Source organism: Variovorax sp. CF313 (genome assembly GCF_000282635.1).
In the GTDB taxonomy this organism is placed as follows: domain Bacteria; phylum Pseudomonadota; class Gammaproteobacteria; order Burkholderiales; family Burkholderiaceae_C; genus Variovorax.
Genome location: NZ_AKIW01000107.1, coordinates 1 through 14,438 on the forward strand (window position 1 = coordinate 1; position 14,438 = coordinate 14,438).

12 protein-coding genes and 1 pseudogene are annotated in these 14,438 nt (G+C 65.9%); 1 reads left to right on the forward strand and 12 read right to left on the reverse strand.

Annotated elements, in window-relative coordinates; translation table 11 throughout:
* The 6 genes and pseudogenes from PMI12_RS28975 to PMI12_RS24170 form a co-directional block, all read right to left on the reverse strand.
* Nucleotides 1–116, reverse strand: a pseudogene (locus PMI12_RS28975) (ABC transporter ATP-binding protein); the annotation flags it as partial.
* Nucleotides 116–886 carry an ABC transporter ATP-binding protein gene (locus PMI12_RS24150; protein WP_007837720.1) on the reverse strand — a complete coding sequence of 257 codons (771 nt, stop codon included), beginning with the start codon at nucleotides 884–886 and terminating at the stop codon, nucleotides 116–118. The gene PMI12_RS24150 and the pseudogene PMI12_RS28975, both read right to left, overlap by 1 nt.
* 246 nt (nucleotides 887–1,132) lie before the next feature.
* Complete coding sequence (locus tag PMI12_RS24155; protein ID WP_007837722.1) at nucleotides 1,133–2,695, reverse strand: DHA2 family efflux MFS transporter permease subunit; 1,563 nt, start codon at nucleotides 2,693–2,695, stop codon at nucleotides 1,133–1,135.
* A 37-nt stretch (nucleotides 2,696–2,732) separates the two neighbouring features.
* Complete coding sequence (locus PMI12_RS24160) at nucleotides 2,733–4,055, reverse strand: efflux RND transporter periplasmic adaptor subunit (protein ID WP_007837724.1); 1,323 nt, start codon at nucleotides 4,053–4,055, stop codon at nucleotides 2,733–2,735.
* Nucleotides 4,056–4,103: 48 nt separating this feature from the next.
* Entirely contained in the window at nucleotides 4,104–5,579 is a 1,476-nt protein-coding gene (locus tag PMI12_RS24165; protein ID WP_007837726.1) for an efflux transporter outer membrane subunit, read from the reverse strand.
* Nucleotides 5,572–6,111 carry a MarR family winged helix-turn-helix transcriptional regulator gene (locus tag PMI12_RS24170; protein WP_042674198.1) on the reverse strand — a complete coding sequence of 180 codons (540 nt, stop codon included), beginning with the start codon at nucleotides 6,109–6,111 and terminating at the stop codon, nucleotides 5,572–5,574. Before PMI12_RS24170 ends, PMI12_RS24165 begins: the two co-directional genes overlap by 8 nt.
* A gap of 76 nt (nucleotides 6,112–6,187) precedes the next feature.
* Here PMI12_RS24170 and PMI12_RS24175 point away from each other — a divergent pair, with 76 nt between their 5' ends.
* Nucleotides 6,188–7,972 carry an ABC transporter transmembrane domain-containing protein gene (locus tag PMI12_RS24175; protein ID WP_042674200.1) on the forward strand — a complete coding sequence of 595 codons (1,785 nt, stop codon included), beginning with the start codon at nucleotides 6,188–6,190 and terminating at the stop codon, nucleotides 7,970–7,972.
* A gap of 22 nt (nucleotides 7,973–7,994) precedes the next feature.
* On the opposite strand, the gene PMI12_RS24180 is transcribed toward PMI12_RS24175, so the two are convergent.
* Genes PMI12_RS24180 through nuoL form a run of 6 tightly spaced genes read right to left on the reverse strand, consistent with a single transcriptional unit; the run spans nucleotide 7,995 to nucleotide 14,437 of the window.
* Nucleotides 7,995–8,447 (reverse strand): DUF1178 family protein, encoded by a 453-nt coding sequence (locus PMI12_RS24180; RefSeq protein ID WP_007837732.1) that lies wholly within the window; start codon nucleotides 8,445–8,447, stop codon nucleotides 7,995–7,997.
* Between the two features lie 7 nt (nucleotides 8,448–8,454).
* Entirely contained in the window at nucleotides 8,455–9,066 is a 612-nt protein-coding gene (locus PMI12_RS24185; protein WP_007837734.1) for an NUDIX domain-containing protein, read from the reverse strand.
* Nucleotides 9,067–9,070: 4 nt separating this feature from the next.
* On the reverse strand, nucleotides 9,071–9,376 hold the full coding sequence (locus PMI12_RS24190) for a DUF2818 family protein (protein ID WP_007837735.1): 306 nt from the start codon (nucleotides 9,374–9,376) through the stop codon (nucleotides 9,071–9,073).
* A 15-nt stretch (nucleotides 9,377–9,391) separates the two neighbouring features.
* Nucleotides 9,392–10,879, reverse strand: a complete 1,488-nt coding sequence (gene nuoN / locus PMI12_RS24195; protein ID WP_007837737.1) for an NADH-quinone oxidoreductase subunit NuoN — start codon at nucleotides 10,877–10,879, stop codon at nucleotides 9,392–9,394.
* Nucleotides 10,880–10,903: 24 nt separating this feature from the next.
* Nucleotides 10,904–12,382: an NADH-quinone oxidoreductase subunit M gene (locus tag PMI12_RS24200; RefSeq protein WP_007837739.1), complete on the reverse strand. Its 1,479-nt coding sequence runs from the start codon at nucleotides 12,380–12,382 to the stop codon at nucleotides 10,904–10,906.
* Nucleotides 12,383–12,406: 24 nt separating this feature from the next.
* A complete protein-coding gene (gene nuoL / locus PMI12_RS24205) occupies nucleotides 12,407–14,437 on the reverse strand; it encodes an NADH-quinone oxidoreductase subunit L (protein ID WP_007837740.1) in 2,031 nt (676 codons plus the stop codon).
* Between the last annotated feature and the right edge of the window lies 1 nt (nucleotide 14,438).

Consider the following 14,438-nt stretch of genomic DNA (forward strand, 5'->3'; position numbering starts at 1 on the left):
TTGCGGCCCAGCAGCGTGACGACTTCGCCCGGCTGCACGACCATGTCGACGCCATGCAGCACGTGCGATTCGCCGTACCAGGCTTGCAGGCCCTTGATCTGAAGTGCCGCGGTCATCAGTGGGCCCCTTGCAGCTGGCCGTCGGTGGTGCCCATGTAGGCCTCCATGACCTGGGGATTCGCGGAGACTTCGGCGTAAGGTCCTTCGGCCAGCACGGCACCGCGCTGAAGCACGGTGATGGTGTCGGCGATGGTGGAGACCACGCTCATGTTGTGTTCGACCATCAGGATGGTGCGTCCGGCCGACACGCGCTTGATGAGTTCGGCCACGCGGTGCACGTCTTCATGGCCCATGCCCTGCGTGGGCTCGTCGAGCAGCATCAGCTCGGGCTCCATGGCCAGCGTGGTCGCGATCTCGAGCGCGCGCTTGCGGCCGTACGGCAGGTTCACGGTCTGTTCGTCGGCGAGTGCCTCGAGGCCCACTTCGGCGAGCAGTTCGCGGGCGCGCGCGTCGAGCGGCTTGAGCGACTTCTCGCTCTTCCAGAAGTGGTACGAAGTGCCCAGCCGGCGCTGCAGGCCCAGGCGCACGTTCTCGAGCAGCGTGAGGTGCGGGAACACGGCAGAGATCTGGAACGAGCGGATGATGCCGCGCCGCGCGATCTGCGCGGGCCGCTCGCCGGTGATGTCCTGTCCGTTGAAGAGGATCGTGCCGGTGGTCGGCTCGAGGAACTTGGTGAGCAGGTTGAAGCAAGTCGTCTTGCCGGCGCCGTTCGGGCCGATCAGCGCATGGATCGAGCCGCGCACCACCGAGAGATTGACCTTGCTGACGGCAGTGAACCCCTTGAATTCCTTGGTGAGCTCGCGTGTTTCGAGGATGACGTCGCTCATCTCGCGAGGTCGCCCGGATTCGGAAAAAGAAAGTCGGTCATGCGGTCCATCCCAATGCGCCACCATTGAGCGCGGACCGATTGTTCGTGCGTGCCACTCGCTTGGATACTGGGGCAAATGCCTATGCTGCAGTGCAACCTGCACGGACCTGTGCGGCATCCGAATCGGGACTGTCGTCGCAGCGACAAAGAAAACCCCCAGGCTCCTTGCGGAGGCTGGGGGTCGACGAGGCGATGGTGTGCGCGCTCAGTGCGCGCCGGCTGCGGCGTCGCTGCCGGCACCGCCGCGCTGCGGCCGCGCCAACCACACCAGCGGGATCAGCAGCAGGAACAGGATCGCCGACGCATAGAAGATGTCGTTGGTCGCCAGCATGAACGACTGCTGGTCGACGATGCGGTTCAGCTGCCCCAGCACCTGCTCGCTGCTGAAGCCGCTGCCCGCGAGGCCCGACATCGCGCTGGTCGCCGCGTTGTTGCCCTGGTTCACGGTCTCCGCCAATTGCGAGTGATGCAGCGCCGCGCGGTTCTCCCACAACGTGGTGGTGATCGACGTGCCCATCGCGCCCGCGGTGATCCGCAGGAAGTTCGACAGTCCCGACGCGGCCGGAATGCGGTCGGGCGTGAGGCCCGACAACGTGATGGTCACGAGCGGAATGAAGAAGAACGCCATCGCGATGCCCTGGATGATCGTCGGGATGATGATCGTCACGAAATCGGCCTGCGTGTTGAAGTGCGAGCGCATCCACAGCACCAGCGCGAACACCAGGAACGAGAAGGTCGCATAGCGGCGCGGGTCGATCTTGGCCACCGTGAGCCCCACCACCGGAGAGAAGAAGATCGCCAGCAGCCCGACAGGCGCCATGATCATGCCCGCCTGCGTCGCGGTGTAGCCCATCCACTGCTGCAGCCACAGCGGCAGAAGCACCACGTTGCCGAAGAACAGGCCATAGGCCACGGCCGTTGCCACGGCGCCCGACCAGAAATTGCGGCGCTTGAACAGCGACAGGTCGACCACCGGATGCTTGTCGGTCAGCTCCCACACCAGGAAGAACGCGAAGCCGACCACGGCCACCACCGCCAGCGTGATGATCTGCGCCGAGTGGAACCAGTCGAGTTCCTTGCCCTTGTCGAGCATCAGCTGCAGCGAGCCCACCCACAGCACCAGCAGCGCAAGGCCGATGGCGTCGATCGGCACTTTGTGCGTGGCGCTCTCGCGGTGACGGTACAGCGCCCAGGTGATGGCCGCGGCGACGATGCCCACGGGGATGTTGATGTAGAAGATCCACGGCCACGAGATGTTGTCGGTGATCCAGCCGCCGAGCAGCGGCCCCATCACCGGCGCGACCAGCGTGGTCATCGACCACATCGCCATCGCGAGGCCCGCCTTGGCGCGCGGATAGCTCGACAGCAGCAGCGTCTGCGATAGCGGGATCATCGGGCCCGCAACGAAGCCCTGCAGGGCGCGAAAGGCGATCAGCGTCGTCATGTTCGGCGCCAGGCCGCACATCAGCGAGGTGATCATGAACAGGATCACGCTGGCCATGAACAGGCGCACCTGTCCGAAGCGCTGCGTCATGAAGCCAGTGAGCGGCACCGCGATGGCGTTGGCCACCGCGAAGCTGGTGATGACCCAGGTACCCTGCGTGGTGCTCACGCCCAGGTCACCGGAGATGGCAGGCAGCGACACGTTCGCGATCGACGAGTCGAGCACGTTCATGAAGGTTGCCGCAGACAGCGCGACCGTGCCCCAGAGGCGGGCTGCGCCCTCGAGCGGCGGATGCGCGACGTAAGCAGGAGCAGCGGTGGCCATGGGCGAACTGTTTACCTGAGGAAGAAAGTCCGGGCGATCAGCCCGGTTGCCCCTGCGCGGCCACCGACGTGGCAGGCGCTGTCGGGTTCTTCGCCGGTGCGGCAGCTGCCGTGGCCGACGCGCTGCGGCCGAGGTTGGCCGCGACGATGCGCTCCACTTCGGCGTCGGCGCCGCGGTCGAGCTGGCTGTAGACCTGCGTCTGCGTGAGCGCAGCGGCGCGCGGCGCGTCGGCGAGCATCTTGCCGCTCTTCGAGGAGATGTCGATCTCGGCATCCATCGACAGGCCGATGCGCAGCGGGTTGGACTTGAGCTGCTCAGGGTCGAGCGCGATGCGCACGGGCACGCGCTGCACCACCTTGATCCAGTTGCCGGTGGCGTTCTGCGCGGGCAGCAGCGCAAACGCGCTGCCCGTACCCACGCCGAGGCCCGCGACCTTGCCGCTGTATTCGATCTTCTTGCCGTAGACGTCGGCCGTGAGCTTCACGGGCTGGTCGATGCGGATGTTGCGCAGCTGCACTTCCTTGAAGTTGGCGTCGACCCACAGCTGGTTGAGCGGCACGATCGACATCATCGGCGTGCCGGCGGCCACGCGCTGGCCGAGCTGCACGGTGCGCTTGGCGACGTAGCCGTCGACCGGCGCGGGCATGGCCACTCGCTGCGTGGCGAGGTAGGCCTCGCGCACCTTGGCGGCAGCGGCCAGCACGCTGGGGTGCTGGGCCACGCTGGTGCCTTCGGTCAGCGACTGGTTGCTGACCAGGGCTTCCTTCGCGGCGACCACGCCGGCCTGCGCCGCTGCGAGCTGGCTCTTGGCGGTGTCGAGCTGCGTTTCGGCATGGTTGAGCTCTTCCTTCGACACGGCGCCGTTGCCCGACAGCGCGCGGCGGCGCTGCAGGTCGTCCTGCGCCTTGGCGATGTCGCTCTGCGCCTTGACGATGTCGGCCTGGCGCAGCGTGACTTGCGCGGCCAGCGAGCCGTTGTTGGCGTACAGCGTGCGAACCTGGCGTACGGCCTGCGCGAGCGCGGCTTCGGCCTGTTCGAGCGACACCTTGGCATCGGCCGGGTCGAGTTGCACCAGCGGCTGGCCGGCCTTCACGAAGTCGGTGTCGTCGGCGTTGATGGCCATCACGGTGCCGCCGATCTGCGGCGTGATCTGGATCACGTTGCCCTGCACGTAGGCGTTGTCGGTGTCCTCGTAGTGGCTGGCGACCAGCCATTCGTAGACACCCCAGCCGCCGCCGGCGACGATCACCACCGCGGCGAGCGCGGTGAGCGCGCGGCGGCGCTTGCCATTGCCGGCGGGCGCCTCGGGGGCTGCGGAAGCTGCGGCTGCAGCGGGCGTCGGAGTGTTGTTGTCGCTCATGATGAAGTTCTTTCCGAAGACGAAAAAATCGGACTGGTTCGGGTGATGTCAGTTCATTGCGGCTGATGGCGCCGCTGCCGTGGCGGTGGCCGGGGGCTGCCAGCCGCCGCCCAGCGCGCGCGCCAGACCTACCTGTGTGTCGAGCGCGCGGGCGGCCAGATCGACCGCCAGCCGGCGCTGCGCCAGCACGGAGGTTTCCGCCGTCAGCACGTTGAGGTAGTTGCCGAGGCCCGCGCGGTAACGCTGCACGGCGATGTCGTAGGCGCCCTCGGCAGCGGCCTGCGCGGCGCGTTGTTCAGCTTGCTGGCGCGCGATCGACTGCGCGCTGGTGGCCTGGTCAGCCGCGTCGCGCACCGCGTCGAGCACGGTGGCGTTGTAGCTTTCGATGGCCACGTCGAGGTCGGCCGACTTGCCGCGCAGGTTGGCCCGCAGCTTGCCGCCTTCGAAGATCGGCAGCGTGATGGCGGGGCCCACGCCCCATTGCTCGCTGCCCGACTTCAGCAGTTTGCCGAAGCCCAGGCTCTGGAAGCCGGCGAAGGCCGTGAGATTCACGTTGGGATAGAACAGGGTCTTGGCATTGGCCACGTCACTCGTGGCGGCCTCGACGCGCCAGCGCGCGGCGGCGATGTCGGCGCGGCGGCCCAGCAGGTCGGCCGGAATGTTCGCCTGCAGCGCCATCGGTTTGACGTTCGCCAGCACCGGCGGCTTGAGCGATGCCGACACGTTCGGCTGGCCGACCAGCGCATCGAGTGCGTGCTGCTGCAGCGCGATCTGCTCGTTGAGCGATTCGATCTGCTGGCGTGCCTCGGGCAGGCCGCCTTCGCTCTGGCGCAGTTCGAGACGGGTGTCGAGGCCGGCGGACACGCGGTCGCGCACAAGCTTGAGCGTTTCGTCGCGCTGCGCCAGCGTGCGTCCGGCAACGGTGAGCTGGTCGTTCAGGCGCGCCCACTGGAAGTAGCTGCGCGCCACGTTGCTCGCGAGCAGCACGCGTGCGGCATCCGCATCGGCGGCCGCGGCGTTGGCCGCGCCGATGGCGGTGTCGAGCGCGCTGCGGTTCTTGCCGAAGAAGTCGAGTTCCCAGCTGGCGCTGAGCTGCAGCAGGCCGATGTTCTGCGTCGAGCCGCCCAGCGGTGCGGGGTAGATGTAGTTGGTGTTGAACTTCTGGCGCTTCAGGTCGAGGTCGCCCTTGACCTGCGGCTTGAGCGCCGCGCCGGCAATGTCCGCCGAGGCCTGCGCACGCGCAAGGCGGGCTTGGGCGACCTGCAGGTTCGGGTTGCCGGCCACGGCCTGGTCGATCAGCGAATCGAGCTGCGTATCGCCAAAGGCCAGCCACCATTGGCTGTCGAGCCGGGACGCCGGCGCCGCGGCGCTGTCGGGCGCGATGCCCAGCGACGAGGCGTCGCGCAGTTTGGCCTGCGAGCCGATGCCTGACATGTCGGCACAACCGGCCAATGCCACTACCAGCAGTGCGGCGGCCATGATGGGTGTGCGACGCACGGCGCGCACGGCGAGGGATTCAGTCATTTTTATCTCCACGGGCCGCGAGGGCCTGGGCGTTGTCGAGGATGCGGCGCAAGTACCCCTTGAGCTGCTCCCATTCTTCGGTGCTGAAGCCGGCAAGGTGTTCGTTCTGCACACGGCTCAGCACGTAGGGCACTTCCTTGGCGGCGGCACGGCCTTCGTCGGTGAGCTCGATATTGACCACGCGGCGGTCTTCGAGCGATCGCACGCGGCGGCACAGGCCCTTGGCCTCGAGGCGGTCGAGCAGGCGCGTCATGGCGCCGGTGTCGAGTTCGCAGGCACGGGCCAGTTCGGCCACGGTGGTAGCGGCGCCTACGTGCAATTTATAGAGAGGCACCCACTGCGGATAGGTCGGGCTGCCCGGCTCGCACATGCGGTTTTCGACCGACTGGCCGACCGCCGTGACGATGCGGCGCATCAGGTAGCCGATGCTTTCTTCGGTACGGTAGGTTTCCGGGCTGTAGAAGGCTGCAGGCGCGCGACGCTCGGCGTCGGCAGGCGCCGACGGGGCTTGGGGGGTAGTTGCATCGCTCATGGGCCAAATATTAGTTGCCGAGGCAGTTATTGTCAAGGCTGCCTTTGTAGTAGCAATGTTTCTGTAGAATCCTTCCATGGCTTCTCCCCCACCGTCTTCCATGGCCAAGGGCTCGCCCCGATCGCTCTCGGGCCTGAGCCCTTTTCTCCGTCCCTACCGGGTGCAAATCGTCCTGGCAGGCATCTTTCTGGTGATGGCGGCGCTCACCACACTGGTTTTCCCTATCGCATTGCGCAGCCTGATTGACGGTGGCTTGATCAGCGCCGACAAGGGCGCCCAGACGATGGCGCTGCGCGAGCACTTCGGCGCCCTCTTCGCGGTGGCAGTGGCGCTCGGTCTTTTCTCGGCGGCGCGCTTCTATACGGTGAGCTGGCTGGGCGAGCGCGTGACGGCCGACATCCGCAACGCGGTCTATGGCCACGTGCTGAAGCAGAGCCCGGCCTTCTTCGAAACCACGCAGACCGGCGAGGTGCTCTCGCGCCTGACAGCCGACACCACGCTGGTGCAGACGGTCGTCGGGTCGTCGCTGAGCATGGGCCTGCGCAACGCGGTGATGGGCATCGGCGCGCTGGCCGTGCTGGTGTGGACCAATCCCTATGTGATGGTGCAGGTGCTGGGCATCCTCGTGCTGGTGGTGCTGCCGAGCATGTGGTTCGGCCGCCGCGTGCGCAAGCTGTCGCGCGCCAGCCAGGACCGCGTGGCCGATTCGAGCGCCATCGCCGCCGAGGTGCTGAACGCGATTCCGGTGGTGCAGAGCTACACGGCCGAAGGCCGCGAGGCCGCGCGCTTCAGCGGTTCGACGGAGAACGCTTTCCGCACCGCCGTGCGCCGAACCAAGGCCCGCTCGGTGCTGGTGGCGTTCATCATCATCGCGACCTCCGCGGCGCTGCTCTGGGGCCTGTACCAAGGCACGCAGGCAGTGCTGCGCGGCGACATCACGGCCGGCCACCTGGGCCAGACCGTCGTCTACGTCGCCATCCTGGCCAGTGCGACCGCCGTGCTCGGCGAGGTGTACGGCGACTTGCTCCGCGCAGCCGGCGCAACCGAGCGGCTGATGGAACTGCTGCATGCGCCCGCGGCCATCTTTTCACCGTCGAATCCGACGGTCGCGCCCGTTCCCGTGGCGGGCAGCGCGATCAGGTTCGATGCGGTGACCTTCCATTACCCGTCCCGGCCGGACACGCCGGCATTGCGCGGCTTCAGCCTCGACGTCTCGCCCGGCGAAACCGTGGCGCTGGTGGGGTCGAGCGGCGCGGGCAAGAGCACAGTGTTCCAGTTGCTGCTGCGCTACTACGACCCGCAATCGGGCCGCCTGCTGCTCGATGGCACTCCGCTGGCTTCGCTCGCCCTGCCCGACCTGCGCACCCGCATCGGCCTGGTGCCACAGGATGCGGTGATCTTCTCGGCCAGCGCGTTCGAGAACATCCGCTACGGCCGGCCCGAGGCAACGGCCGAAGAGGTGCATGCCGCCGCCCGCGCCGCCTTCGCCCACGACTTCCTGCAGGCGCTGCCCGAGGGCTACGACACCTTCCTCGGCGAGCGCGGCGTGCGCCTGTCGGGCGGACAGCGCCAGCGCATCGCGATCGCGCGTGCGATCCTCAAGAACCCGCCGCTGCTGCTGCTCGACGAGGCCACGAGCGCACTGGACGCGGAGAGCGAACGCATGGTGCAGGCGGCACTGGAATCGGCGATGGAAAACCGCACGACAGTCGTGATCGCACACCGCTTGGCGACGGTGCAGAAGGCCGACCGTATCGTGGTGCTGGACCACGGCGGGATCGTCGAGCAGGGAACGCACGCGACGCTGGTGGCGCAGGGCGGCGTTTATGCGCGCCTCGCTGCGCTCCAATTCACGGCATGAGCAACAGCCGCGGCCCGGTTGGCTACTGCAGGGTTTCCTTGAGCGCAGCCGGTATCGGCAGCGCCATCACCGCAATGCCCTCGTCGAGCAGCGCCTCGGTCTGCTCGAGCGTGGCCTGTCCGCGGATGCCCCGTTCCTGGGCCTCGCCGTAGTGCATCTTCCGGGCTTCGTCGGCAAAGCGCTCGCCGACGTCTTCGGTCTTCGCCAGCACCTCGCGCACGGCTCGCATCCAGCGGGCCTCGGGCGAGAGTTCGGCGGGAACAACATTTGAAGCGGCAGTTGCAACGGCTTCCTGCGGCGCCTTGGCATTGCCGAGGTTGAGGCGCGGCGCGCTCAGCAACTTGACGATCGCGGTGTCGCCGCAGACCGGGCACTCGACCAGTCCGCTCGCCAACTGGCTGTCGAAGGCCTCGTTGGACGCAAACCAGCCCTCGAAGCCGTGGCCGTGTGCGCAGCGGAGATTCAGAACCTTCATGCGCGGATTATCCCGCGCTGCCTTCTGCCGGCACGGCCTGCCAGTCCAGAGCCCATGCGCCCGAAAGGACGTTCTGCAGCCAGAGCGTGCAGGTCAGCGTCTTGGCATCGGTCACGGTGCCGTCACGGCACCAGTCGGCCAGCTCTTCGGGCGTGGCCGTGAACACGTCGAGGAACTCGCCATGGTCGAGCTGCCGCTCGCCCAGCGAAAGACCGCGCGCGAAGTAGATGTGGATGATCTCGGTCGAGTACGCCACCGCCAGGTGCATCGCACCCGCATGCGCCCATTCGCGCGCGGTATAGCCGGTTTCCTCGAGCAGCTCGCGCCGGCCGCAGACGAACGGGTCTTCACCCGCGTCGAGCTTGCCCGCGGGGAATTCGATCATCACGTGGCCCACGGGGTAGCGGAACTGGCGTTCCAGCACCACGCGGCCATCGTCCAGCAACGGAATGACCACCACGGCACCCGGATGCACCACGTATTCGCGCGTGGCGGTGTGGCCGTCGGGCAGTCGCACGGTGTCGCGCTTGGCGTGCAGGAAGTTGCCCTTGAAGAGCTCCACGCTCTGCGTGAGTTCTTCCTTCAGGTGCGAATCGGTGGTCGTGGTGGTCGAGGTCATGTCGTCAGTGCCTGTGTTTCATCAGGTAGCGCCAGGTGAACCCGGGAAAGGCCAGCACGATGAACAGCGCGCCGGTCACCGCATAGAACTCCCAGCCTTGCGAGGCGATCTGCCCTGCCCTGCGCTCGAACAGCAGCCCGACGCCGCCCGCCAGAAAGTACAAGACCACCAGCTCGGCGAGCCGCACCGCGAGCGACTTGGGTGTTGTCGCCAGAGGCACGACGCCGAACAGGCGATTGTTGAAGAACGGCAGGTTGGCGGCCACCAGGGCCACCAGCAGAACGACCCAGACCGACGCGGTTTGCGACACCCGAGGTCGGCCGCGTCAGTGGGCCAGCGTGGCCACGATCGCGTCGTAGCAAAGCGTCATCAGGCCGCCGGGCACGATGCCTAGGATCAGGATCAGCGCGCCGTTGATCGTGAGCACGGTGCGCACGTCGCGCGGTGCCGACACCGTGGTGGCCGTGACGGGCGCATCGAAGTACATGACCTTGACCACGCGCAGGTAGTAGAACGCACCGATCAGCGACATCATCACCGCGAACACGGCCAACCCGATGTAGATCGCCTGGCCCGAGGCGATCAGCGCCTGCAGCACGGCCAGCTTGGCGTAGAAGCCGACCAGCGGCGGCAGGCCGGCCAGCGAGAACATCGCGATGGCCATCACACCGGCATACAGCGGGCTGCGCTGGTTCAGGCCTGCGAGGTCGGTAATCTCTTCGCTTTCGAAGCCTTCGCGCGCCAGCAGCAGGATGATGCCGAAGCTCGCGAGCGTGGTCAGCACGTAGGTCACGATGTAGAACATCGAGGCGCTGTAGGCGAACTGGGCGTTATAAGTGCCCTGCTGGTCCGAACCCGCCACCAGGCCGAGGAGCATGAAGCCCATCTGCGAGATCGTCGAATACGCCAGCATCCGCTTCAGGTTGCTCTGGGCGATGGCGGCCAGGTTGCCGACCAGCAGCGAGGCGATGGCGAGCACGGCAAGCATCTGCTGCCAGTCGATGGCCAGCGGCTGCAGCGCGTCGACCAGCAGGCGGATGATGATGGCGAAGGCCGCCAGTTCGGGAGCAGCGCCGATCAGCAGCGTGACCGCCGTCGGTGCGCCCTGGTAGACGTCGGGCACCCACATGTGGAACGGCGCGGCGCCCACCTTGAAGGCCAGGCCGGCCACGATGAACACCAGGCCGAACACCAGCACCTGGTGGTTCACCTTGCCGCTCGCGATGGTCTTGAACACTTCGTTCACGTCGAGCGAACCGGTCGCGCCGTACATCATCGACAGGCCGTACAGCAGGAAGCCGCTGGCCATGGCGCCGAGCACGAAGTACTTCATGGCGGCTTCGCTGGCCACCGCGTTGTCGCGGCGCAGCGCCACCAGCGCATAGCTCGACAGCGTGAGCAGTTCCAGGCCCAGGTAGATCAGCAGGAAGTTGCTGCCCGAGATCATCACGAACATGCCCAGCAGCGCGAACATGCTGATGGTGAACAGTTCGCCGCCGCGCAGCATCTCGCGGTCGGCCGCATAAGGACGGCCATAGACCAGCGTGACCATCAGGGCAACGGTGGCAAAGCATTTGAGCCAATTGCCCATCGGATCGCTGACGACCATGCCGCCGAAGCCGTAGGCAGTCTTGCCACCGAGGGCGGCGAGGCCCGACAACACCGCGACCACGGCGAGCGTGGCCAGCGTCAGTACATAGGTGCGGGTACGGCGCGGGCTCGCGTCCGACAGGTCGACCAGCGCAATGATGCAGGCCATGACCAGCAACACGATTTCGGGGTAGATCGTGACCCAGCTGAGTTTGTCAATCATCTCGTTCTCTTGTTCAGCGTGGCATCAGGAGGGCAACTTGGAAATCGCCACGTGGCGCAGGAGCTCGGTCACCGAAGCGTTCATCGAGTCGGTGAAAGGCTTCGGATAGAGGCCCATCCACAGCACGGCGATCGCAAGCAGCGCCAGCATCAGGAACTCGCGGGCATTGATGTCGCTGACTTCCTTGACGTGGTCGTTGCCGACCGGGCCGAGGTACACGCGCTTGTACATCCACAGGGTGTAGGCGGCACCGAAGATCAGCGCGGTCGCTGCCGCCATTCCGATCCAGAAGTTGGCCTTCACGGCACCCAGAATCACCATCCACTCGCCCACGAAACCGGCGGTGCCCGGCAGGCCGCAATTGGCCATGGCGAACAGCAGCGCGAACGCGGCGAACTTGGGCATGGTGTTGACCACGCCGCCGTAGTCGGCGATCTGGCGCGAGTGCACGCGGTCGTACAGCACGCCGATGCCCAGGAACATGGCGCCCGACACGAAGCCGTGCGCAATCATCTGCACGATGCCGCCGGACACGCCGAGCTCGTTGAAGATGAAGAAGCCGAGCGTCACGAAGCCCATGTGGGCCACCGACGAGTAAGCCACCAGCTTCTTCATGTCCTGCTGCACCAGCGCGACCAGGCCCACGTAGATCACCGCGATCAGCGACAGCGCGATCATGAGCCAGGCCCATTCGTGCGAGGCATCGGGCGCGATGGGCATCGAGAAGCGCAGGAAACCGTAGGCGCCCAGCTTCAGCATGATCGCGGCCAGCACGGCGGAACCGCCGGTGGGCGCCTCGACGTGCACGTCGGGCAGCCAGGTGTGCACCGGCCACATCGGCACCTTCACCGCGAAAGCCGCGAAGAAGGCGAAGAACAGGAAGGTCTGCGCGCTCGCACCCAGCGGCAGCTTGTGCCAGCTCAGGATGTCGAAGCTGCCGCCCGACTTGTTGTACAGGTAGATCAGCGCCACCAGCATCAGCAGCGAGCCGAGCAAGGTGTAGATGAAGAACTTGAAAGCCGCGTAGATCTTGTTCGGGCCGCCCCAGATGCCGATGATCAGGTACATCGGGATCAGCGTGGCTTCGAAGAACACGTAGAACAGCACGCCGTCGAGTGCAGCGAACACGCCGATCATGAAGCCCGACAGGATCAGGAACGCGCCCATGTATTGGTTCACGCGCTCGGTGATCACTTCCCAGGCCGAGATCACGACGACGACCGTGATGAACGACGTCAGCAGCACCAGCCAGAGCGACATGCCGTCGATCCCGAGGTGGTAGTTGACGTTGAAGCGCGAGATCCAGCCCGTCTTCTCGACGAACTGCATCGCGGCGCTACTGTTCTGGAAACGCGTGACCAGCGGCACCGTGACCAGGAAGCTCACGATGGAACCGACGAGCGCGACCCAGCGTACGCCTCTGGCGTGCTCGTCACGGCCAAACGCCAGCAGCACGGCGCCGAATGCGATCGGCACCCAGATGGCAAGGCTCAACAAACCCATTTTTCTTTTTCTCCAGCGCTAGGCTCAGCGTTTGAACCAGACGAAGTACGTCATCAGGATGAAGATGCCGAGCAGCATCGCGAAGGCATAGTGATAGATGTAGCCGGACTGCATCCAGCGAACCACGCCTGAAACCCGGCCGACCACCTTCCACGAGCCGTTCACGACGGCACCGTCGATCAGGGCCTGGTCGCCCCCCTTCCACAGGCCGGTACCGAGCGCGCGCGTGGCGCGGGCGATGACGTTCTCGTTGAACCAGTCCATGTAGTACTTGTTCTCGAGCAGGCGGTAGATCGGGCCGAAGGCGCGCTTGATCGCGGCCGGCAGCGCCGGGTTGATCATGTACATGTACCAGGACAGGACCACGCCGGCCAGCGCCAGCCAGAACGGCGGCGCCGTCAGGCCGTGGACGGCCATGGCCACCGGGCCGTGGAAGGCTTCTTCCAGTTCCTTCATGGCGTGGTGCCTGGTGCCGTCCACGATGATCGCGTTCTTGAAGAACTCGCCGAACAGCATCGGCTCGATCGTCATGAAGCCGATCACCACCGAGGGAATGGCCAGCAGCACCAGCGGCAGCCACACCACCCAGGGCGATTCGTGCGGCTTGTGGCCGTGGCCATGATCGTCGTCGTGCTCCGCATGCTCGTCGTGGTGGTGCGCGTCGGGGTTTTGGTCGTAGCGTTCCTCGCCGTGGAAGACCAGGAAGTACATGCGGAACGAATAGAACGCCGTGATGAACACGCCGGCCAGCACCGCGTAGTACGCGAAGTTCGCGCCCCACAGGTGGCTTTCGTGCACCGCTTCGATGATGCTGTCCTTCGAGTAGAACCCGGCGAAGAACGGCGTGCCGATCAGCGCGAGGGAACCCAGCAGCGAGGTGATCCAGGTGATCGGCATGTACTTGCGCACGCCGCCCATCCAGCGGATGTCCTGGTTGTGGTGCATTCCGATGATCACCGAGCCCGCGCCGAGGAACAGCAGCGCCTTGAAGAACGCGTGCGTCATCAGGTGGAACACCGCGACCGAGTAGGCCGAGGCACCGAGCGCCACCGTCATGTAGCCGAGCTGCGAGAGCGTCGAGTACGCCACCACGCGCTTGATGTCGTTCTGGATGATGCCCAGGAAACCCATGAACAGCGCGGTGATGGCGCCGATCACGAGGATGAAGCTCAGTGCCGTGTCGCTCAGTTCGAACAGCGGCGACATGCGCGCCACCATGAAGATGCCGGCCGTCACCATCGTTGCCGCGTGGATCAGCGCGGAGATGGGCGTCGGGCCTTCCATCGAGTCGGGCAGCCACACGTGCAGCGGGAATTGCGCGCTCTTGCCCATGGCGCCGATGAACAGGCAGATGCAGATCACGGTGATCAGCATCCATTCGGTGCCCGGGAAGGTGATGCCGGCCAGCGTGTTGGCCTTGGCGAAGGCTTCGCCGTAGTTCAGCGTACCGGCATAGGCCGCGATCAGGCCGATGCCGAGGATGAAGCCGAAGTCGCCCACGCGGTTGACCAGGAAGGCCTTCATGTTCGCGAAGATCGCGGTCGGCCGGTTGAACCAGAAACCGATCAGCAGGTACGACACCAGGCCCACCGCCTCCCAGCCGAAGAACAGCTGGAGCATGTTGTTGCTCATGACGAGCATCAGCATCGAGAAGGTGAACAGCGAGATGTACGCGAAGAAACGGTTGTAGCCGTCGTCTTCCTCCATGTAGCCGATGGTGTAGATGTGCACCATCAGCGACACGAAGGTCACCACGCACATCATCATGGCGGTGAGGCCGTCGATCAGGAAGCCGACTTCCATCTTCAGCCCGCCAACGGTCATCCATTCATAGATGGTTTCGTTGAAGCGGGCGCCGTCGGCCACCACGCTCTTGAGCGTCATGGCCGAGATGATGAAGGCGACCAGCACGCCCAGGATGGTCAGCGAATGCGTGACCTTGCGGCCGATGTGATCGCCGCCGAACTTGGTGCCGAACAGGCCGGCGACGACGGCGCCGACCAGGGGTGCCAGCGGCACGGCCAGCAGGGTGGATGCGGAAAGGGTTGCGCTCATG

Bases quoted from the DNA above. Each gene is read 5' to 3' on its own strand.
- PMI12_RS24170 (WP_042674198.1), bottom strand. From the start codon at position 6,111: ATGAGCGATGCAACTACCCCCCAAGCCCCGTCGGCGCCTGCCGACGCC.
- PMI12_RS24160 (WP_007837724.1), bottom strand. From the start codon at position 4,055: ATGAGCGACAACAACACTCCGACGCCCGCTGCAGCCGCAGCTTCCGCA.
- nuoN (WP_007837737.1), bottom strand. From the start codon at position 10,879: ATGATTGACAAACTCAGCTGGGTCACGATCTACCCCGAAATCGTGTTG.
- PMI12_RS24175 (WP_042674200.1), top strand. From the start codon at position 6,188: ATGGCTTCTCCCCCACCGTCTTCCATGGCCAAGGGCTCGCCCCGATCG.
- PMI12_RS24185 (WP_007837734.1), bottom strand. From the start codon at position 9,066: ATGACCTCGACCACCACGACCACCGATTCGCACCTGAAGGAAGAACTC.
- PMI12_RS24150 (WP_007837720.1), bottom strand. From the start codon at position 886: ATGAGCGACGTCATCCTCGAAACACGCGAGCTCACCAAGGAATTCAAG.
- PMI12_RS24155 (WP_007837722.1), bottom strand. From the start codon at position 2,695: ATGGCCACCGCTGCTCCTGCTTACGTCGCGCATCCGCCGCTCGAGGGC.
- PMI12_RS24200 (WP_007837739.1), bottom strand. From the start codon at position 12,382: ATGGGTTTGTTGAGCCTTGCCATCTGGGTGCCGATCGCATTCGGCGCC.
- PMI12_RS24180 (WP_007837732.1), bottom strand. From the start codon at position 8,447: ATGAAGGTTCTGAATCTCCGCTGCGCACACGGCCACGGCTTCGAGGGC.
- nuoL (WP_007837740.1), bottom strand. From the start codon at position 14,437: ATGAGCGCAACCCTTTCCGCATCCACCCTGCTGGCCGTGCCGCTGGCA.
- PMI12_RS24165 (WP_007837726.1), bottom strand. From the start codon at position 5,579: ATGACTGAATCCCTCGCCGTGCGCGCCGTGCGTCGCACACCCATCATG.